At 64.1% G+C, this 19299-nt stretch carries 20 protein-coding genes and 1 pseudogene; 2 read left to right on the forward strand and 19 right to left on the reverse strand.

Features of this window, described 5'->3' with window-relative positions; translation table 11 throughout:
* Positions 1-80: 80 nt before the first annotated feature.
* The 12 genes and pseudogenes from CLU90_RS14260 to CLU90_RS14315 form a co-directional block, all read right to left on the reverse strand.
* Entirely contained in the window at positions 81-914 is an 834-nt protein-coding gene (locus CLU90_RS14260) for an inositol monophosphatase family protein (RefSeq protein ID WP_100428235.1), read from the reverse strand.
* Positions 911-1996: an ABC transporter ATP-binding protein gene (locus CLU90_RS14265; RefSeq protein ID WP_100428236.1), complete on the reverse strand. Its 1086-nt coding sequence runs from the start codon at positions 1994-1996 to the stop codon at positions 911-913. The genes CLU90_RS14260 and CLU90_RS14265 overlap by 4 nt, the downstream gene beginning before the upstream one ends.
* Positions 1993-4167 carry an ABC transporter permease gene (locus CLU90_RS14270; protein WP_100428237.1) on the reverse strand — a complete coding sequence of 725 codons (2175 nt, stop codon included), beginning with the start codon at positions 4165-4167 and terminating at the stop codon, positions 1993-1995. The genes CLU90_RS14265 and CLU90_RS14270 overlap by 4 nt, the downstream gene beginning before the upstream one ends.
* Positions 4168-4250: 83 nt before the next feature.
* A complete protein-coding gene (locus CLU90_RS14275; protein ID WP_100428238.1) occupies positions 4251-5270 on the reverse strand; it encodes an ABC transporter substrate-binding protein in 1020 nt (339 codons plus the stop codon).
* 193 nt (positions 5271-5463) lie between these two features.
* Positions 5464-5778: pseudogene (locus tag CLU90_RS14280) on the reverse strand (IS1595 family transposase); the annotation flags it as partial.
* A gap of 68 nt (positions 5779-5846) precedes the next feature.
* The gene (locus tag CLU90_RS14285; protein WP_092711392.1) at positions 5847-7133 is read right to left on the reverse strand and encodes an MFS transporter; all 1287 of its coding nucleotides are present in this window, start codon (positions 7131-7133) and stop codon (positions 5847-5849) included.
* Positions 7134-7723: 590 nt separating this feature from the next.
* The gene (locus CLU90_RS14290) at positions 7724-8044 is read right to left on the reverse strand and encodes a thioredoxin family protein (protein ID WP_442906746.1); all 321 of its coding nucleotides are present in this window, start codon (positions 8042-8044) and stop codon (positions 7724-7726) included.
* 21 nt (positions 8045-8065) lie between these two features.
* Entirely contained in the window at positions 8066-8761 is a 696-nt protein-coding gene (locus CLU90_RS14295) for a fumarylacetoacetate hydrolase family protein (RefSeq protein ID WP_092711396.1), read from the reverse strand.
* Positions 8762-8837: 76 nt separating this feature from the next.
* A complete protein-coding gene (locus CLU90_RS14300; protein WP_100429460.1) occupies positions 8838-10133 on the reverse strand; it encodes an MFS family transporter in 1296 nt (431 codons plus the stop codon).
* Between the two features lie 152 nt (positions 10134-10285).
* On the reverse strand, positions 10286-11488 hold the full coding sequence (pcaF, locus tag CLU90_RS14305; protein ID WP_100428239.1) for a 3-oxoadipyl-CoA thiolase: 1203 nt from the start codon (positions 11486-11488) through the stop codon (positions 10286-10288).
* Positions 11489-11529: 41 nt separating this feature from the next.
* Complete coding sequence (locus tag CLU90_RS14310; RefSeq protein ID WP_100428240.1) at positions 11530-12171, reverse strand: 3-oxoacid CoA-transferase subunit B; 642 nt, start codon at positions 12169-12171, stop codon at positions 11530-11532.
* A 10-nt stretch (positions 12172-12181) separates the two neighbouring features.
* Entirely contained in the window at positions 12182-12880 is a 699-nt protein-coding gene (locus CLU90_RS14315) for a 3-oxoacid CoA-transferase subunit A (RefSeq protein WP_092711404.1), read from the reverse strand.
* A 165-nt stretch (positions 12881-13045) separates the two neighbouring features.
* On the opposite strand from CLU90_RS14315, the gene CLU90_RS14320 reads away from it, so the two are divergent.
* Positions 13046-13873 (forward strand): IclR family transcriptional regulator domain-containing protein, encoded by an 828-nt coding sequence (locus CLU90_RS14320; RefSeq protein WP_100428241.1) that lies wholly within the window; start codon positions 13046-13048, stop codon positions 13871-13873.
* Here CLU90_RS14320 and CLU90_RS14325 read toward each other — a convergent pair whose 3' ends face one another.
* Genes CLU90_RS14325 through CLU90_RS14340 form a run of 4 tightly spaced genes read right to left on the reverse strand, consistent with a single transcriptional unit; the run spans position 13874 to position 15989 of the window.
* A complete protein-coding gene (locus tag CLU90_RS14325) occupies positions 13874-14731 on the reverse strand; it encodes a ChaN family lipoprotein (protein ID WP_100428242.1) in 858 nt (285 codons plus the stop codon).
* Between the two features lie 43 nt (positions 14732-14774).
* Entirely contained in the window at positions 14775-15206 is a 432-nt protein-coding gene (locus CLU90_RS14330) for a YeeE/YedE family protein (RefSeq protein ID WP_092711410.1), read from the reverse strand.
* On the reverse strand, positions 15203-15628 hold the full coding sequence (locus CLU90_RS14335; protein WP_100428243.1) for a YeeE/YedE family protein: 426 nt from the start codon (positions 15626-15628) through the stop codon (positions 15203-15205). The genes CLU90_RS14330 and CLU90_RS14335 overlap by 4 nt, the downstream gene beginning before the upstream one ends.
* 7 nt (positions 15629-15635) lie before the next feature.
* Complete coding sequence (locus tag CLU90_RS14340) at positions 15636-15989, reverse strand: ArsR/SmtB family transcription factor (RefSeq protein WP_092711414.1); 354 nt, start codon at positions 15987-15989, stop codon at positions 15636-15638.
* A 333-nt stretch (positions 15990-16322) separates the two neighbouring features.
* Between CLU90_RS14340 and CLU90_RS14345 the strand changes: the two genes are divergently transcribed.
* Positions 16323-16730 carry a PEP-CTERM sorting domain-containing protein gene (locus tag CLU90_RS14345; protein WP_157808824.1) on the forward strand — a complete coding sequence of 136 codons (408 nt, stop codon included), beginning with the start codon at positions 16323-16325 and terminating at the stop codon, positions 16728-16730.
* Positions 16731-16800: 70 nt separating this feature from the next.
* Here CLU90_RS14345 and CLU90_RS14350 read toward each other — a convergent pair whose 3' ends face one another.
* From CLU90_RS14350 to CLU90_RS14360, 3 genes are read right to left on the reverse strand one after another with little or no spacing between them, the layout of a single operon-like run.
* The gene (locus tag CLU90_RS14350) at positions 16801-16980 is read right to left on the reverse strand and encodes a hypothetical protein (RefSeq protein WP_034746783.1); all 180 of its coding nucleotides are present in this window, start codon (positions 16978-16980) and stop codon (positions 16801-16803) included.
* 19 nt (positions 16981-16999) lie between these two features.
* Positions 17000-17581, reverse strand: coding sequence for a DUF1697 domain-containing protein (locus CLU90_RS14355; protein WP_100428245.1), 582 nt, complete (start codon positions 17579-17581; stop codon positions 17000-17002).
* A 13-nt stretch (positions 17582-17594) separates the two neighbouring features.
* Positions 17595-19160: a sensor histidine kinase gene (locus tag CLU90_RS14360; RefSeq protein ID WP_092711420.1), complete on the reverse strand. Its 1566-nt coding sequence runs from the start codon at positions 19158-19160 to the stop codon at positions 17595-17597.
* Between the last annotated feature and the right edge of the window lie 139 nt (positions 19161-19299).

The raw sequence follows: 19299 nt of genomic DNA on the forward strand, positions 1-19299 counted from the left end.
TTACTCATGATGCTCAACAGTGTGTTGCCACTACATGCGTCCCTCGCCGGACGCCTGCCCTCCCTTTCAATAAAATGTGTTCATGCGCAGCGCGGCAAGGCCAGCGCCGCCAGTTGCGGATACAAACGGGGACCGCCCACGAGGATGGGGTTGCCCTTTTCCAGGCCGTTATCGGCCAGGAAATCATTGCAGCGCCCGCCCGCTTCATTGACGAGCACGATGCCGGCCAGGCAATCCCAGGAATTAATGTGCGGCTCGAAATAGCCGATCAAACGCCCGGCCGCCACATAGGCGATCATCAAGGCGCCGGAACCGTTGCGGATGAACATGCCGCCCTCTTCCAGCACGTCGAGCAGGAAGGGCAGGAAAGTGCCGGTACCCACGCGGTGCGAAAAGCCCACGCCCAGCACGCCGCCCTGCAAGCTGGCCACGTCGTTGACGCGCAGCCGCGTTTCGCCGGCCTTCCCCGCCACATGCGCGCCCTGCCCCTGGCAGGCGTGGAACAGCTCGTCCGCATTCGGGTCGTACACGGCGCCGATGGCGGGCTTGCCGTCGACCAGCACGCCAATCGACACGCACCAGGCCAGCATGCCGTTGACGAAACAGGCCGTGCCGTCGATGGGGTCGATGACCCACACGCAGCGCGCATCGGAAGCCCCGCCGCCCCGCTCCTCGCCCACCACGGCGTCGGCCGGGAAACGCTCGGCAATCTGCGCGCGCAGGAAATCCTCCACCATGCGGTCGGCGATGCTGACCATGTCCTGCAAGCCCTTTTCCTCGATCACCAGTTCCGTGCGGCGCTGGAACATGCCCAGCGCAATCTCGCCCGCCTGGCGGATGATGTGCCGGGCGTAGGCATAGCGTTCCAGGGTCGCCGCGTCGGCCAGTACCGCTGCCTGTGTCATATCTGTCATGCTTGTCCTCCAATGATGGCTGCGCCATGTTCGTGTACGGTCATGGCGACCGATGTGCCTTGCGTGAAAACCTGGCTCAAGTCGTGCGAGACGGCAAACAGTTCACCGACCGGCGTATCGAGCGTGTATTGCATTTCGCGTCCCAGGTAGGTGGCGCGCGCCACGCGCACCACCATGGCGCTGTCGGGCTGCGCGGGCGACAGCAGGATTGCTTCCGGACGCACGGCGAAACTCGCTTCGCCGCTGCGCTGGCTGCGGCATGGCAGGCGCAGCCGCAGCTTGCCCATGACGCAGACGGCCTTGCCGTCGGCCACCGATTCGATCACGCCATCGACGATGTTCGCGTTGCAGATGAAGTCGGCGACGAACTTGTCGGCCGGCGACTCGAACAGCTCGTGCGGCGTGCCTTTTTGCGCGATCACTTGCCGGTTCATGACAATGATCTGGTCGGAAATGGCCAGCGCCTCTTCCTGGTCATGCGTGACGTACACGGCTGTGAGACCCAGCTTGACCTGGATGTCGCGGATCTCGTCGCGCACGCGGCGGCGCAGTTTCGTGTCGAGGTTCGACAGCGGTTCGTCCAGCAGCAGCACCTTGGGCTGCAGCACCAGCGAACGGGCCACGGCCACCCGTTGCTGCTGGCCGCCCGACAGCTCGTTCGGGAAGCGCGCGGCAAAGTCGGCCAGGCCCACCAGGCGCAGGCTTTCCTGCGCCCGTTCCACGGCACGCGGCTTGGTCTCGCCCGAGACGGTGAGGCCGTAGCACACGTTGTCGAGCACCGTCATGTGCGGGAACAGCGCGTAGGACTGGAACACCATGCTGACGTCGCGCTCGGCGGCGGAGGTCAAGGTGACGTCTTCGCCGGCCAGCAGGATGCGCCCGGCGCTGACGCGCTCCAGGCCCGCGATCAGCCGCAAGGTCGAGGTCTTGCCGCAGCCGCTGGGACCCAGCAGGGTGACCATGGTGCGCGGCGCGATCGTGAACGACACGTCGTTGACGGCCAGGGCCTTGCCGTAGCGCTTGGTGACCTGATCGAATTCCAGCGCGGCGACGGCCGTTTCTTGGGTAGTAAAGTGGTTCATGCGTAGCTCTTTTCCAGGTTGGGAACGGCGGCCGGCAGCGTTTTTTCGGCGCTGACGCGGCGAAGGCGGCGCTTGCCGACCAGCAAATGAATCAATTGGATGCACAGCAGGATGATGACGATCAGCACCGTGGCGTAGGCAATCGCCGTGCCGTAGTTACCGTTCGACACCAGGCCGATGATGTAGGACGTGGCCATGTCGTAATCGGCGCTGACAAGGAAGACGACGGCCGAGATCGACGTGATCGAGCGCACGAAGCCATACACGAGGGCCGAGGCGATGGCCGGGCGCAGCAGCGGCAGGATGACCTTGCGCATGGTGGTCCAGCTGCTGGCGCCCAGGGTGATCGACGCCTCGTCCAGGCTGCCGTCGAGCTGGCGCATGGCGGCGATGCCCGTGCGCAATCCCATCGGCATGTTGCGGAAGACAAAGCAGAGGATCAAAATCGTGGCCGTGCCCGTCAACTCGATCGGCGCCGAGTTGAACGCGAGAATATAGCTGATGCCGATGACGGTGCCGGGAATGGCAAAGCTGAGCATGGTGCCGAACTCGAACGCGCTTTTCAGGGCGAATTGCTGGCGCACCAGCAGCCAGGCCGACAGGATGCCGACGAAGGCCGTCAACGGTGCGGCGATGGCCGAAATCGTCAGGGTCGTAAACAGCGACGGCCAGGCCTGGCCCGTCCAATGCCAGCCGGAAGCGCCCGCCGTGATGCCGAAGGCGTCGATGTAATGGCGCAAGGTAAAGGCGTTGTCCTGGCCCCAGTTATTCACGAAGCCGCCCGCCACCACCGTGCCGTAGATCAGGGCCGTGAAGGCGAACCATGGCAGGGCGATGGTCCACAAGGTGGTTTTCAGGCGCGGGTTGAGCGAGGCGTGGCCGCCATGGTCGGCCTTGCCCGTCACCGTCACATACGATTTCTTGCCCAGCCACAGGTTCTGGATGAAGAAGGCGCCCACGGCAAAGGTCAGCAGCACGATGGCCAAGGTCGCCGCGCGGCCCTGGTCGTTCGAGGCGCCCACCACGGAAAAGAAGATTTCCGTCGACAGCACGTGGAAGTTGCCGCCCAAGACCATCGGGTTGCCGAAGTCGGCCATGCTTTCGATAAAGCACAGCAGGAAGGCATTGGCGATGCCGGGACGCATCAGCGGCAGCGACACCTTGACGAAGGTTTGCCAGCTGCTGGCGCCCAGGGTGCCCGACGCTTCTTCCAGCGAGGGGCTGACGCCTTCGACGACGCCGATCAATGTCATGAAGGCGATCGGCGCGAAGGCCAGCATCTGCGATAGCCACACGCCCGTCATGCCGTACAGCCAGCGGCTTTGCTCGATGCCAAACAGCTCACCGACCAGGCCCGTGATGGCGCCGTTGCGGCCGAACAGCAGGATCAGGGCCAGGCCCAGCACGAAGGGCGGCGTGACGATCGGCAAGATGGTGATGGCGCGCATGGGACGTACCCAGCGGCCATTGGTGCGCGTCACCAGCAGGGCGAAGACGAGGCCGAGGAAGGTGGCCGACACGCCCGTCAGCAAGGCCAGCGCCAGGGTATTCCAGGCCACGCCGCAGCGGCCGGGACCGGACACGCAATTGAGGCTCCAGATGCCAGGGTCGGCCAGGCGGCGCGCCAGGGCGGCGGCGCCCGTGCCGCCATCATCCATGGGCTGGCCGGCGCTGACGAGGATCAGCGCGACGGGGAACAGCACGAACAGGGAAATGAGGCAAATGATGAGGCCGATCGCGCCGGCCACGAAGGCGTCGCCACGGCAGACGCCGCACGCGGCGGCGCCCGAGGTGAGGAGGAACAGCAGGCACAGCGCCAGCAGCAGCGCGCCGAAGCCCAGGCCCGTGCCAGCGGCCAGCGGTCCCCAGCCCAGCCACGCCAGCCACAGCAGGCCGGCGCCGCCGATGGCGATCTGGCCCAGACCCAGGGTCTTGCGGTGGGGATTGCCGGCCACCAGCGCGGCGCTGGCGGCGATCAGGGCGAAGAACACGCCCAGCGGCCAGGCGCCGAACGACAGCACGTGCAGCACGGCCGGCGCGCCACGTTCACTGAAGAACTGGCCGTCGCGCAGCCATTCGCCGGCGAACAGTCCCGCTTCCTGCTGCTGCCAGGGCAACAGGCACAACGCTGCCAGGGCAAGCAGCAGCCAGCCGTAAAATATCTTTTTCATGAGGTCTCTATCCAGCTAAGTAGGCCCGCCGGCATGGCCGTTGCGGCATGCGGCAGGCTCGGTACGATGACAGTCTTTACGCGTTAATTGCCGGCCGAGTAGATCTGCGTGGTCCACCGTTGCAGCAGGCGCTTGCGCGTGTCCGAGGCGCCATACTTGGCGAAGTCGTAGTTGATGGTCTTGATGTTTTCCAGGCGCGGCGAGGCGGCGGGAATCGTGGCGGCCGTGTTCGACGGAATCTGGAAGGCCAGCGCTTTGACGGCTTCGCTCTGCACGTCGGGACGCAGCGCGAATTCATAGAATTTTTTCGCCTGCTCCATGTTTTTCGCGCCCTTGACGATGCTCATCGAGCCGATCTCGTAACCCGTGCCTTCGCAGGGCGGCAAGACTTTCACGGGAAAGCCGGCCACGGTGAGTTTCATCAGGTCATGCATGAAGCCGATGGCCACGCCCGCTTCGCCGCGGCCCACGTCCTCGCCGGGCGCCACGCCCGCGTTCGGATACTTGCTGACGTTCTGGCCCATCTTGGCAAGGAAATCGAACGCTTCCTCTTCCCCCATCAGCTGCACCACGGTGGCCAGCGCGTTGTAGGCGGCGCCCGAGGAGTTCGGGTTGGCCATCTCGATCTCGCCCTTGTAGGCGGGCTTGACGAGGTCTTTCCAGCATTGGGGCGGCGGCAGGTTTTTCTTCTTCAGCACGTTTTCGTTGTAGGCCAGGCCCAGGATGCCGATGTAGATGCCGACGGTGCGGTACTTGGCCGTCTCGGCCTGCTTGAGCGCCCACGGCTGCAGCTTGGGCAGGGTGGGCGACTTGTATTCTTCCGTATAGCCTTCGGCGGCCGCTTGCAGGTGCGGATCGCCCGTGCCGCCCCACCAGATGTCCGATTTCGGGTTCGACGCTTCGGCGCGGATCTTCGCGTAGGCTTCACCCGCGCTCTTCCTGATCATCGATACCTTGATCTTGCTTTCCGCCTCGAAGCGGTTCTTCATCAGCTGACACCATTCCATGTCGGCCGAACACAGCACGGACAGGCGTTCCTCGGCGGCCATGGCCGTCATCGGCAGGGCCAGGCTTATAGCAATCGCAACATTGCGCATCTTCATCGTCTCACTCCAAGTTTGTTGTCGTTGTGGTACTTCAGACCGCACCGCTATCTTGCGGTGTCACTGTCCCGGATGTGCTTTCCAGGGGTTTGCACTGCATTGCACACGTGTGCACACCTTACCACCAGCCGATTTTGACTGTCAACAAGAATCTCGGCAGGCGTGCGGCGTGGTGTTTTACCGACAAAAAAGGCTATGTCACCGTCAGGTGTGGGAATGCGCCCAATGTTGCTTTCAACAGCGTTTCGGGTGAGCGGATGCGCCTGGCATCGAGTATCCAGCGCCACCCCAGGTAGTTCGGCAGATAGCGCGTCGCCACGCCATGAAACGGCCCCAGCCATTGTCGCAATCGGCTGTGATACGCGTTGACGTTCTGCACGTGGGCGGCGCCCTGCACGCGGATGCCGGCGCGCAAGTTGACGGCCTGGTGACTGATGCCCGCTTCCCGGGCAAAAGCCCGGTAGGCGGCATGGCCATCGGTAACCAGCAAGACATCCTTGTCGATGACAGAGCCATAAAAAAAAAGCCGCCAGCTGGGCAGCTGGCGGCTTTCGTGGATTCTGCTGGCGCGGGCGTTTATTCCCACGCTTCCTTGCCCGTGCGTGGCTTGCCCACCATCAGCAGCGCGCCCAGGGTCAGCACGGCCGCCAGCGACAGGTAGTAGCCCACGTATTGCAGGCCGTAGTTGGTCGCCAGCCAGGTGGCGATGTACGGCGCCAGCGAGGCACCGAGGATGCCCGCCAGGTTGAACGTCAGCGAAGCGCCCGTATAGCGCACTTCGGGCGGGAACAGCTCGGACAACATCGTGCCCAGCGGTCCGTAGGTCATGCCCATCAGGCCCAGGCCGACGGCCATGAAGACGGTCACTTCCCACGTCACGCCCGAGCCGAACATCGGCGCGAGCACGAGGCCGAAGATGGCGATGGCGACGGAGACCCAGATCAGGGTGGCGCGGCGGCCACGGCGGTCAGCCAGCACGGCCGAGAATGGAATCGTCAGGGCAAAGAACAGCACGGCAAACAGCTGCACGACGAGGAATTCCTTGCGCGTGAAGCCCAGCTTGGTCGTGCCCCAGCTCAGCGCAAACACCGTCATCAGGTAGAACAGCACGAAGGTGGCCAGGGCGATGATGGTGCCCAGGAACAGCATGCGGCCATGCTGGCGGAACACGGTGGCGACGGGCAGCTTGACGACTTCGTTCTTGTCGATGACTTTCTGGAAGTCCGGCGTTTCCGTGATCTTCAGACGCACGTACAGGCCGACGATGACCAGCAGCGCGCTGGCCAGGAACGGGATGCGCCAGCCGTAGCTGAAGAACTGCTCATCGGTCATGGTTTCGCTCAGCAGCAGGAAGATGCCGCCCGACAGGAAGAAGCCGATCGGCGCGCCCAGCTGCGGGAACATGCCGTACCAGGCGCGTTTGCCCGGTGGCGCGTTCTCGGTTGCCAGCAGCACCGCGCCGCCCCACTCGCCGCCCAGGCCCAGGCCCTGGCCGAAACGGCACAGCGCCAGCAGCAGCGGCGCCAGGGTGCCGATGGCGGCATACGTCGGCAGCAAGCCGATGATGACGGTGGAAATACCCATGGTCAGCAAGGCTGCCACGAGGGTCGCCTTGCGGCCGATGCGGTCGCCGAAGTGGCCGAACACGGCCGAACCGATGGGGCGGGCGAAGAAGGCGATGGCGAACGTGGCCAGCGACTGCAGCACGGCGGCCGACGGGTCGCCGGCGGGGAAGAACAGTTTCGGGAACACCAGCACGGCGGCGGTGGCGTAGATATAAAAGTCGAAGAACTCGATGGTGGTGCCGATCAGGCTGGCGAACAGCACCGTGCCGGGGGAATTTTTCTTGGGGGGGGTGCTCATTTACTGCGCTCCTTGGGGAGGGTGTCTAAAGGCCATTCTCTGGATGTTTTTTCAGGCAGCAGCACAGCACGTTGTCTAGGCGCGCGGTTCACATATCATAGCTGTGCTCGGACGTAATTGCTGCGAATTTGCTATTAAATTCGCAAACAAATTCCACGCCGCAACACGCCGTTGTTAACGGCAGACAACGGTGTACCAACGCGCGCTAACGCGCCGCGATCAGTGCTGATTTAGAGAAACAACGGTCGTGCGCCATCCGGTTACCCGGGGCACGGCAGGAAAGGCGTCAGGGGATGGGCGACGTGTATCAAGCCCGGCGTATCGCCAGGCATTCCGTACCAGACCCGCGCGTCGGCATCGCGGCATCGGTCATTTGTGGTGAATCCTTGCCTGCGGCCCCTCCGGGTGGAGCGGGCCGGCGATCATCGCGCTGCATCACTCAGGATGCGGTTGATCTTGCTGTAAGCGGCTTATGATACGCGCAGTGGTGCGGTGCGGCAAGAAATGATGCAGTACAAACCCCAACAGCAAGGACTGGGGTCGGACCCTCAGGGTCCGACCCCGGCATCTGCCGTTGGGTTTAAAACGACCTACGCATCAATCAATGCAAAAGCCTGCTCGATCTCGCGACTGTCGAGCGGGCGCACGAGGCGCGCCACTTCCTGGCCATCTTTCAAAAAAACCAGGGTCGGCCACAGTTTCACCTTGAACGAACGCCCCAAGGCGCGGCCGGGGCCGTCTTCCACGCGGATATGCGGCACGCCGGGGTGCTGCGCAAACGCGGCGGCCAGCGGCGCCTGGGTGGCGCGACAGTGGCCGCACCAGCCCGTGCCAAACTCCAGCAGGGCCGGGCCCGTCAAGGCGTCGATCTCGGCGCGCGTCGGTTGTGCTACGCAATACGTGTCGTGCATCATGCCCGTCTCCTTGAGAACTTAGACCACTTTCACGCGCAAAGTGCCCAGGCCATCGATGGCGCCCACCAGCTCGTCGCCGCGCTGCACGGCCGCCACGCCGGCCGGCGTGCCCGTGTAGATCAGGTCGCCCGGTTGCAAGGTAAAGTAAGTGGACAGATCGGCAATGGTTTCGGCCACGTTCCAGATCAGCATGTCGATGGTGCTGGCCTGGCGCAACTCGCCGTTCACGTGCAGGGTGATGGCGGCATGGTTGACGTCGCCCGCCTGCGCGGCCGGGGTGATGGGGCCGATGGGCGCCGAGTGCTCGAAGGCCTTGCCCGTATCCCACGGACGGCCCAGCTTTTTCGCCGCGCCCTGCACGTCGCGGCGCGTCATGTCCAGGCCGATCGCATAACCCCACACGTGACTCAGCGCATCAGCTACGCCGATGTCGCTGCCGCCCTTGCCGATGGCCACCACCAGTTCCATCTCGTGCTGGAAATCCTGCGTCTGCGCGGGATACGGCAGTTCGCCCGTCGTGCCGGCAGGCACGGGCAGAACGGCATCGTTTGGTTTCATGAAGAAGAACGGCGCCTCGCGGCCCGTGTGGCCCATTTCCTTGGCGTGGTCGACATAGTTGCGGCCCACGCAATAGATGCGGTGGACGGGAAAGCTGTCGGCGCTGCCGATGACGGGAACGCTGGGCTGGATCGGTGCGGCAATGACATACGACATGGAAACTCCTGATCGGCGCGATAAAAAGACGGTGATGAAAAAGGGACACCGCAGTGTCCCCCATTTTACGACAACGTTACTTCAGCAGTCCCGAGCGGCTCGGGTCCGGCATGCGGATGGCGACGATGAAGGAAATCAGGCACATGACGGTCACGTACCAGTAGAAATACTCTTCCACGTGCCAGGCCTTGAACTGCAGCGCCACGTATTCGGCCGAACCGCCGAACATGGCGTTGGCGACCGCATACGACAGGCCCACGCCCAGCGCGCGCACTTCGACAGGGAACATTTCCGCCTTGATCAAGCCGCTGATCGACGTATAGAAGCTGATGATGGCCAAGGCGATGATGATCAGGCCAAACGCCGCGTACGGGCTGGTGACGTCTTTCAAGGCATGCATGATCGGCAGCACGCACAGGGTGGCCAGGCCGCCGAAGAACAGCATCGAGGTACGGCGGCCGATGCGGTCGGACAGGGCGCCGAACACCGGTTGCAGAATCATGTACACGAGCAGAGCGCAGGTCATGACGGCGCTGGCCGTCTTGGTATCCATGCCGGCCGTGTTGACCAGGTATTTCTGCATATAGGTCGTAAACGTGTAGAACACGAGCGAGCCGCCGGCCGTAAATCCGAGCACGGTGATGAAGGCGCGCTTGTGCTTGAGCAAGCCGCGCAGGCTGCCCGCATCCTTGTCCTTGCGCTCGCTGGCAGTGGTCGTTTCCGTCAGCGATTTACGCAGGTTCAGCGAGACGAGGGCCGCCAGGGCGCCAAACACGAACGGGATGCGCCAGCCCCAGGCACGCAATTCTTCCAGGGTCAACAGTTGCTGCAAGACCACCAGCACCAGCAAGGCCAGCAACTGGCCGCCGATCAGGGTCACGTACTGGAACGAAGCGAAGAAGCCGCGCTTGCCCGACTCCGACACTTCGCTCATGTAGGTGGCGCTGGTGCCGTATTCGCCGCCCACGGACAGGCCCTGGAACAATCGCGCCACGAGCAGCAGGAACGGTGCGAAGGCGCCGATGGTGTCGTAGGTCGGCATGACGGCGATCATCAGGGAGCCGCCGCACATCATCAGCACGGAAATCATCATCGACTGGCGGCGGCCGTATTTGTCGGCGATGCGGCCGAACAGCCAGCCGCCCACGGGGCGCATGAGGAAGCCGGCGGCGAAGATGCCGGCCGTCTGCAGCAGCTGCGTCGTCGGGTTACCGGAAGGGAAAAAGGCGTGCGAGAAGTACAGCGCGCAGAACGAGTAAATGTAGAAGTCGAACCATTCGACCAGGTTACCGGAGGAAGCGCCAATGATGGCCTTGATGCGCTGCCGGGAAGTCAGCTGCGCAACGTCATGCGGAGTATCGTGGGATGTCATATCAATCTTCTTGTTCGTGTGAAAAAGCCAACGCCAGCCAACTTGCCCGGGCTGGTTTTGCATCATACGCCCTTGACCAGGGTCAAAAAGCCGTCCGGCATACGGGTTAATACGTATGCCGGGCAACTTTTTTCGCCTGCGGACGCATGGAATCAGACCCGTTCCAGCACCAGCGCGATGCCCTGGCCCACGCCGATGCACATGGTGCAGAGCGCATAGCGGCCGCCCGTGCGATGCAGCTGGTTGACGGCCGTCATGGCCAGGCGCGCGCCGGACGCGCCCAGCGGGTGGCCCAGGGCGATCGCGCCGCCGTTCGGGTTGACGCGCGCGTCGTCGTCGGGCAAGCCCAGCTGGCGCAGCACGGCCAGGCCTTGCGCGGCAAACGCTTCGTTCAATTCGATGACGTCGAAGTCGGCCAGGGTCAAACCCGTCATGGCCAGCACTTTCAGGGTGGCGGGCGCGGGGCCGATGCCCATGATACGGGGCGCCACGCCAGCCGTGGCCATGGCCACGACACGCGCGCGCGGCGTCAGCCCAAAGCGGGCCGCGTTCGCCTCGTCGGCCAGCAGCAGGGCCGCCGCGCCATCGTTGACGCCCGAGGCATTACCGGCGGTAATCGTGCCATCGGCGCGCACGACGGGTTTCAATTTTGCCAAGGTCTCCAGCGTGGTGGCGCGCGGATGCTCATCGCGGGCGACAACGATGGGATCGCCTTTCTTTTGCGCGATGCTGACAGGGCAGATTTCGCTGTCGAACAGGCCCGCCTGCTGCGCCGCCAGCGCCTTGACCTGACTGGCCAGCGCGAACGCATCCTGGTCCGCGCGGCTGATGCCGAAGTCGACGGCCACGTTTTCCGCCGTTTCCGGCATCGAGTCGACGCCGTACCGCGCTTTCATCAGCGGGTTGATGAAGCGCCAGCCGATGGTCGTGTCTTCCATTTTCATGCCGCGCGAAAAAGCGCTGTCGGCCTTGCCCATGACGAACGGCGCGCGGCTCATGCTTTCCACGCCGCCGGCGATCATCAAGCCCGCTTCGCCGCTCTTGATGAAGCGCGCGGCGCTGCCGATGGCGTCCAGGCCCGAGCCGCACAGGCGGTTCAGGGTGGCGCCCGGCACGCTGTCGGGCAAGCCCGCCAGCAAGGCGGCCATGCGCGCCACGTTGCGGTTGTCCTCGCCCGCCTGGTTGGCGCAGCCGTACAGCACGTCGGTAACAAAAGTCCAGTCCACGTCCGGATTGCGCGCCATCAAGGCACGGATGGGCACGGCGCCCAGGTCGTCGGCGCGCACGCCGGCAAGTCCTCCGCCGTAGCGGCCGAATGGCGTGCGCTGGGCGTCGCAGATAAAAGCGTGGGTCATGTTCTTTCCTCCAAGAAAGTGATTTGCGTATTGATGCTGAATTAACGTCCGTCCGTCAGCGGCACGGCCGTCAACGCTTGCAACTGCTCAAAACTCAAGCCATCGACCAGTTCGACGACCACAGCGCCATTCGGCCCCAGGTCGAACACGGCCAGGTCGCTGTAGATGCGGCTGACGCACCCGATGCCCGTCAGCGGATAGGTGCAAGCCTGCACCAGCTTGCTTTCACCGGTCTTGGTCAGCAGTTCCATCATGACCCAGGTTTTTTTCGCGCCGATGGCCAGGTCCATGGCCCCGCCCACGGCGGGAATGGCGTCCGGCGCGCCCGTGTGCCAGTTGGCCAGGTCGCCCGTGGCGGACACTTGAAACGCGCCCAGCACGCAGATGTCGAGGTGGCCGCCGCGCATCATGGCGAAGCTGTCGGCATGGTGAAAATAGCTGCCGCCGGGCAGCAATGTGACGGGCTGCTTGCCCGCGTTGATCAGGTCGTAGTCTTCCTCGCCCGGCGCCGGTGCGGGGCCCATGCCGATCACGCCATTTTCGCTGTGCAGGATGATCTCCGCGCCGGCCGGCAAATGGTTCGCCACCAGGGTCGGCAAGCCGATGCCCAGGTTGACGACGCTGCCTTCATGGATGTCGGCCGCCACGCGTGCCGCCATCTGGTCTCGATTCCATTTGTTCATTTGATACTCCTCAGGCTGCTTTGAAGCCGGCGGGGCCGGTGGCCGTGCGCGGCACTTGCACGATGCGCTGCACGAACAGGCCCGGCGTGATGACGTGCTCGGGATCGATGCTGCCCAGCTCGGCAATTTCATGCACGGAGGCAATGCTGACCTTGGCGGCCATGGCCATGATGGGACCGAAGTTGCGCGCCGTCTTGCGGTAGGTCAGGTTGCCCCAGCGGTCGCCCTGCTCCGCCTTGATCAGCGCGAAATCGGCGTGGATCGGCGACTCGAACACATACATGCGGCCGTCGATCTCGCGCGTTTCCTTGCCCTTGGCCAGCTCCGTGCCATAGCCCGTGGGCGTAAAAAAGCCGCCGATGCCGGCGCCGGCGGCGCGGATGCGTTCAGCCAGGTTCCCCTGCGGCACCAGCTCCAGCTCCAGCTTGCCCGAACGGTACAGGGCGTCGAAGACGTGGGAATCGGCCTGGCGCGGGAACGAGCAGATGATCTTGCGCACTTGCCCGTTTTTCAGCAGCGCGGCCAGGCCCGTGTCGCCATTGCCCGCATTGTTGTTGACGATGACGAGGTCGCGCGCGCCTTGGGCGATCAAGCCGTCGATCAGCTCGGCCGGCTGGCCGGCGCCGCCGAAGCCGCCAATCATGACGGTGGCGCCATCGTGGATATCGGCCAGCGCATCAAGCACGCTGGAACGCAGTTTGTCGATCATTGCTGTCTCCTCCCAATCAAATTCATCCACAATTTGTTCGCATAACGAACAAATATTCGTATTTAGAACTTATTCGTGAGAATATGCCTGATCGGGGCGCTTGTCAATTTGCCGTTTTCGCCGGCGCCATGGCTATAATTGCCACCTTGACCAATTGGAATTGCCATGACCGCACGCAGCAGCACCTCCGTTCCCGCCGAAGAAACCGTCGATGCCGACGGCGCGCCGCGTCCCGGCGACAGCTATGTGCAATCGTTCGCGCGGGGTTTGGCCGTGCTGCGCAGCTTTGGCGCGGACGCGCCGCAACAGACCCTGAGCGAAGTGGCGGAGCGGGCGCAGCTGACGCGCGCGGGCGCGCGGCGCATCCTGCATACGTTGCTGCATCTCGGTTATGTGGAAGCGGATGGACGGCTGTTCCGTTTGACGCCCAAGGTGCTCGACCTCGGCTACGCCTACCTGTCGTCCTTGCCCGTGTGGACGCAGGCGCAGCCGCTGCTGGAAGAACTGATGCAGACCTTGCGCCAGTCGTGCTCGGCTACCGTGCTCGACGGCGACGACATCGTGTATGTCGTGCGCCTGTCCGCGCACCGCACCATGTCGATCAACCTGGGTATCGGCAGCCGCCTGCCCGCCTACTGCACCTCGATGGGACGGGTTTTACTGTCGGGCCTGGCGCCGGATGCGCTGCGCGAACGGCTGTCGAAGATGGCGTTGCTGAAAATCACGCCGACGACCAAGGTCGATATCGACGTCCTGATGGAAGAGATTGCGCAAGTGCGGCGCCAGGGCTGGTGCCTGGTGCAGGAAGAGCTGGAACAGGGCTTGATCGCCTTGGCCGCGCCCGTGTTCGACCGGGCCGGCAAGGTGGTGGCGGCGATCAACGTCAGCGGCCAGACGGCGGGGCCGTCCGTGGCGCATCTGCTGGAACACAGCTTGCCGAAACTGCTCGAGACGGCAAGCCGGGTCAGCGCCCTGGTGCGGGTGCAGCAGTGATTATTTCTTGAACTTGGCGCACGGGTCCGGACGCGGCTGCGCCGGCATCGTTTGCGTCAGGTCGAACGTGCCCTTGAAACCGCTGCCGCCCTGCTCCAGGTAGCCGATGCTGCGCACGTTCAGTTGCGGGTCGGCCAGCTTCAGCCAGCGGGGCACGCCGATATCCTTGCGCACATGCTCATTGCCGGCGATCAGCACCACGTCGCGCGGCGCCTGGTCGCGGATCAGCTTGGCCATCCAGATATCGCGCGCCACTTGCGCGTTGACGACGCCGCCAAGCATCATGTCGGGCAGCATATTGCAGCGGGCCGCCTGCACTTCCTTCTTTTGCCCTTCCAGGATATCGGCCGGCACGGGCGCGGCCAGGTAAGTGGCCATCATGGCCGGCGGCATCGACCATTGAATGCCGTCGCGCACGATGCGCGAGGCGTCGGCCGGCGACAGATTGCCGGCGACCAGGGTCAGCTGGTAGCTGATGACGAGGTCCAGCACGGGCCGGTACAAGCTCCAGTCCCAGCGCGGCTGTTCCATCACGCGGATGATGCAGTCGGGGTCGGCGCATTCGCGTGCGGCGCGCGTCAGCAAGGCCTGGTTTTCGCGGTCGAACTGCTCCATGACGATCACGGGACGCCAGCCGGCCGCCAGACGGCGGCGCAATTCCTCAACCCGCAGGCGCTGGCCTTGCGCATTGTCAGGGACTTCACCGAGCAGCAGCACTTGCGGATTGGGCAAGGCATCGGCCACGGGCACGGGAGCGGGCGGGGCGTCCTTCTTCAGCAGGCTGCCGCAGGCGGCAAGCGCCAGCATGCTGCACAACAAGGTGGCGCGCACGCCGGCACGGAAAATCACGGTCTTCATGTATGCGGGTATCCAAAGTGGCGATGCGCCAGATTGTACCGTCTCAGGCATGCGCCGGCGCCTTGCGGCGCTCCAGCACTTCAAACACGGCCATGCCTGCCAGCATGGCGCCGGCAAACATCCACGCCTTCGGCTGGCCCGCCAGCAGGGAGACAAGAGCGGGACCGGGACAGAAACCGGCGATGCCCCAGCCCGCGCCAAAGGCCAGGCTGCCCAGCAGCAAGCGCCGGTCGATGCGCCGCGATGCCGGCAATTGCATGGCTTCGCCCAGCAGCGACTCGGTTCTCCGCCGCGCCAGCCAGAAGGCCGGCAGGGCCACGCCGATGGCACCGCCCATCACCAGCGCCAGCGATGGATCCCAGGCGCCGGCCAGGTCGAGGAAACCGAGCACCTTGGCCGGATTGGACATGCCGGAGACGATCAGACCCAAGCCAAAGACGAGGCCGCTTAACAGGGAAAGAATCAGTTTGTTCATAGGTGGCGCAACAGATAGACGGTGAGGAAGCCGGCCGCCATGAAGGCGCAAGTGGCCGCCAGCGAACGCGGAGACAGGCGCGACAGGCCGCACACGCCGTGGCCGCTGGTGCAGCCGGCGCCATAGCGCACCCCGACACCCACCAGCAGGCCAGCCACGAGCAAGGCCGGCGTGCCCGCGTCGATCTGCACGGGCGGCAAGGCTTGCCACATCGGGTACAGCAGGGGCGTGCCGACCAGGCCGGCAAGAAAGGCGATACGCCAGCCCAGGTCGCCACTGCGCGGGCGCAGCAAGCCGCCGAGGATCCCGCTGATGCCGGCGATGCGGCCATTGAACAGGATCAAGAGCGCAGCCGCCAGGCCGATCAGCATGCCGCCGGCCAGCGAAGCCCATGGTGTGAAGTGTTGCCAGGCTATCGTCATGGCAGGCTCAGTCCGCTTCGTCGTTGAACGCAGGCTGCGGCGCGCAAAATTGCGCGTACAGCACTTGCAGCACGGCCAGCACGGGGGCGCTGGCGACGCGGTAATAAATCTGCTTGCCTTCGCGCCGCGTGGCCACCAGCATCTCTTCGCGCAGCACACCCAGCTGCTGCGACAGGGTCGGCTGGCCGATGCCCACTTTTTGCTCAAGGTCGCTGACGCAATGCTCGCCCTGCGACAGCTGGCACAGCAGCATCAAACGGTCGGCATTGCCCATGGCCTTGAGCAGCGAGCTGGCCTTGTAGGCCGAGCCACGCATGGCGTCGAGGTTGTATTCGGCGTGTTGTGTTGCGGCTGTCTCCATCTTGCCCTCCCACAGGCGGTCATATTGATGATCGTGCGATAAACAATATATTAATCAATATATTGTTTTCCTGCTGGCGATTCGCACAAAAAAACAACAGTGTTTTTCGGCGATAGCGTGCTCGTTCAAAGTGGGCGGCAACGATCATGTTTACGCTATCAAAATGACAAATATTCGTAATAAACAGGAAATAAGCGTATCAAAATTGTCACGATCTATGCTGTAATGGGAGGACAGCAGAAAAACCATGATACGCCCCCGTACGGGCGAATTGTCCGTCCATGCGCAAGCCGGCTTCGGCTGCGCCGCACGGTGAACAACAGGGAGAGCACGATGAGAATCCATCAGCCGTTATGCCTGGCCTTGCTGGCGCTATCGGCCAGCACATGGAGCATGGCGGCAGTCAGCGATACCGCGGCCGGCAAGCTGCAGGAAGCCGGAGAACACGTGACGATCGATGAAAGCATCAGCTTGAATAACAACCCCGGCTGGGAAACGCCGGACTTGCCGTATGCACGCCTGCTGGCCAGCAGCAGCGCGACGGCGGCACCTCACTGGAGCGCCAGTGGCGCGCGCCACGTGGCGCTGGCACCGCCCAGGCCCGTGACGGCCGCGCCCGCACAGCAAGCCAACGTGGCCGCCCCCGTGCCGGAAGCGAGCATGTACTCGATGCTGCTGGTGGGATTGGGCCTGGTGGCCTTGAGCCTGCACGGCGAAAAACAGGAAAAATTCGATAACTGACGGTGCCGGCACTGGCAAGGCGCTGCCGCAAAACATTCCGCCTGGTGCGGAATGTTTTGTTATGGCGCCATCATTTGTCCAGCAGGCGGCAAACCCGTTCGATATTCCCCACCGGAATACCCGACTTCAGGGCGCGCGCAATGCAGCCCGCCTTGTCCGGGCCCGAGGCGGAAATGAGCACGAAGGCCGTCACCACCACGCTGATGGCGACGAGCACGATCAGGACACCCTTGACGATATCCCAGTTCATGGCGTTTCCATGGAAGGCATCAGTGCTCCTTGGCCGAGGTGGGGGACGCATCCGCGCCGTTCAGCAGCGCATGCAGTTTTTGCATGGTGGCCCAGTTGCGCGAGGTGACGCCGTCGCCCAGCAGCACGCCCAGCGCCGCCACCACCTTGCTGGCCAGCACGCCATCGGGACACCAGGCATACGCGGCCCAGCGCCCCAGCGCCAGCGCTTCCGGCTGCCACGGCTGCTGCAACAGCGGCGCCAGGCGCTGGACGTCGGCCGGATTGTTCAGCACCAGGGTCAGCAGACGGGACGCATCGGCCGCCGGCGCCAGGCTGTTTTGTTCGAACAGCTCGGCAAACTGGCTGGCCGACAGCACCGTCACCCTGGCCGCCACGCCCAGTTTCAGCACCAGCGCTTCCTCGATGCGCGAAGCGGCCTCGGCCGGTGTAACCGTGCCCCCGTCATACACGACGTTGCCGCTGTTGAGTACCGTGCGCACCTGCGCAAAACCCAGGTCGCCCAGCAACTTGCGCAGGTCGGCCATGGCCACGCGCTTGGCGCGTCCCACATTGATTCCGCGCAACAGCGCCACTTGCTGACTGTTTTCCATCTGTGTCATGTTGTCTCCTTGCCTATGCCTGGCTGTTGGTGCTTTCCGGCAACGGCGTCACCGTGGGCAAGCGCAGCAGGAACGTCGCGCCCTGCCCCAGGATGCTGCTGACCGTGATGGTGCCGCCAAACTGCTTGGCAATCAAGTTGAACACGATATTCAAGCCCAGTCCCGTCCCCCCCTGCCCGCGCCGCGTGGTGACAAACGGATCGAACACGCGGTCGAGCATGTCGGGCGCGATACCGCGGCCGTTGTCGCGCACCTGCATGGCGATCGCATCGCCGTCGCGGCGCACTTCAATATGGATGTTGCCGGCCGTGTCCGCATCAAACGCGTGCTCGACGCAGTTCAACACCAGGTTGGTCAGCACCTGCGCCAGCGCGCCCGGATAGCTGTCGAGCATGATGTCAGGCGGGCAATCGATATCGATGCTGATGCGCGTCTTTTTCAGGGTCGGCTGCAAGCTCGAAATCACCTCGCCGATATAGTCGCGCAATTCGAACAAACGGCGCGCCTCGCTGACCTGGTCGACGGCGATCTGCTTGAAGCTGTGGATCAGGTGCGCGGCGCGGTAGGCATTGTTCATGATCAGCCGCGCGCTTTCGCCGGCCGTTTCCAGGTAGCGCACGATATCGGTCTTTTTCACGCCGCCGCCGGCCACGGCCGCGCTGATGTCGTCGGTGGCTTCCTTCAGCACCGAGGCGCTGGTCAGGGCGATGCCGACCGGGGTGTTGATTTCATGGGCCACGCCGGCCACCAGGCTGCCCAGCGAGGCCAGGCGTTCCGACTGCAGCAACGATTCCTGCGCCCGGCGCAGTTCGTCCATGGCTTGCGCCGTTTCCTGCTGCGAACGGCGCGCCATGTCTTCCGCCTCGCGGCTGCCCTCGATGATGGACTTGAGCTTGCGCTGCACGGCATTGAAGCCGCGGATCACGTCGCCCAGTTCGTCGCGCCGGTTTTCCGGTAGCTCTTCGACCTCATCGCTGCCGCGCGTGGCCAGGTCGAACAAGCCGTCGCGCAACTGTTTCAGGGGGCCGAAGACGATGCGCAGGCTCAGCGCCAGGGCGCCCACGAGGATGATGTCCAGCAGCAACACTTCCACCACCTTGCGCCGCACTTCGCCCCGCAGGGCCGCGTCGATCTGCTCGCGGCTGAAGTTGACGATGACCTTGCCGACGATCACCGGCTTGCCGCCGCTGGCCGCCGCCACGGCGTCGCGGAACACGAGCGGCGCCTCGACGGGTGTGCCGCCCATGGCCACGTCGGCGCTCAACGGCACCAGGGTACCGGCCGCGTCGCGCACTTCGCCGGCAAACAGGCCGACCGACGCGTCGTAGACGCGGATGCCGACCAGTTCGGGCGGCAGCATTTCGGCCGAGACGATGCTGTCGACCTTGGATTTGTCGAGGTCCCACAGGGCGGAAGGCAAGCTGGTCTGCAAACGCGTGAGCACGCCGCTGCGCAGGCGCGCGCTGCCCGATTCGAGTTCTTGGCTCAGTGTATATTGGGTATAGCTGCCGGAAATGCCCAGCACCAGGGTGACGATCACGACAAAAAGCAGGGTCAGCCGGACTTGGATACTCACCATCAATCAACACTCCCCGGGCCAGGCCAGCCGCCAGCCCGCGGCGCGGGCGCAGAGACGTCAGCAATACAAGAGCCTGGATCAAATGTACGATATGACATGCTTATTGGCAAGATTTACAGCATCCCCACTGTCGATAGGA

The sequence above is a fragment of the Janthinobacterium sp. 67 genome (genome assembly GCF_002797895.1).
Taxonomy (GTDB): domain Bacteria; phylum Pseudomonadota; class Gammaproteobacteria; order Burkholderiales; family Burkholderiaceae_D; genus Janthinobacterium.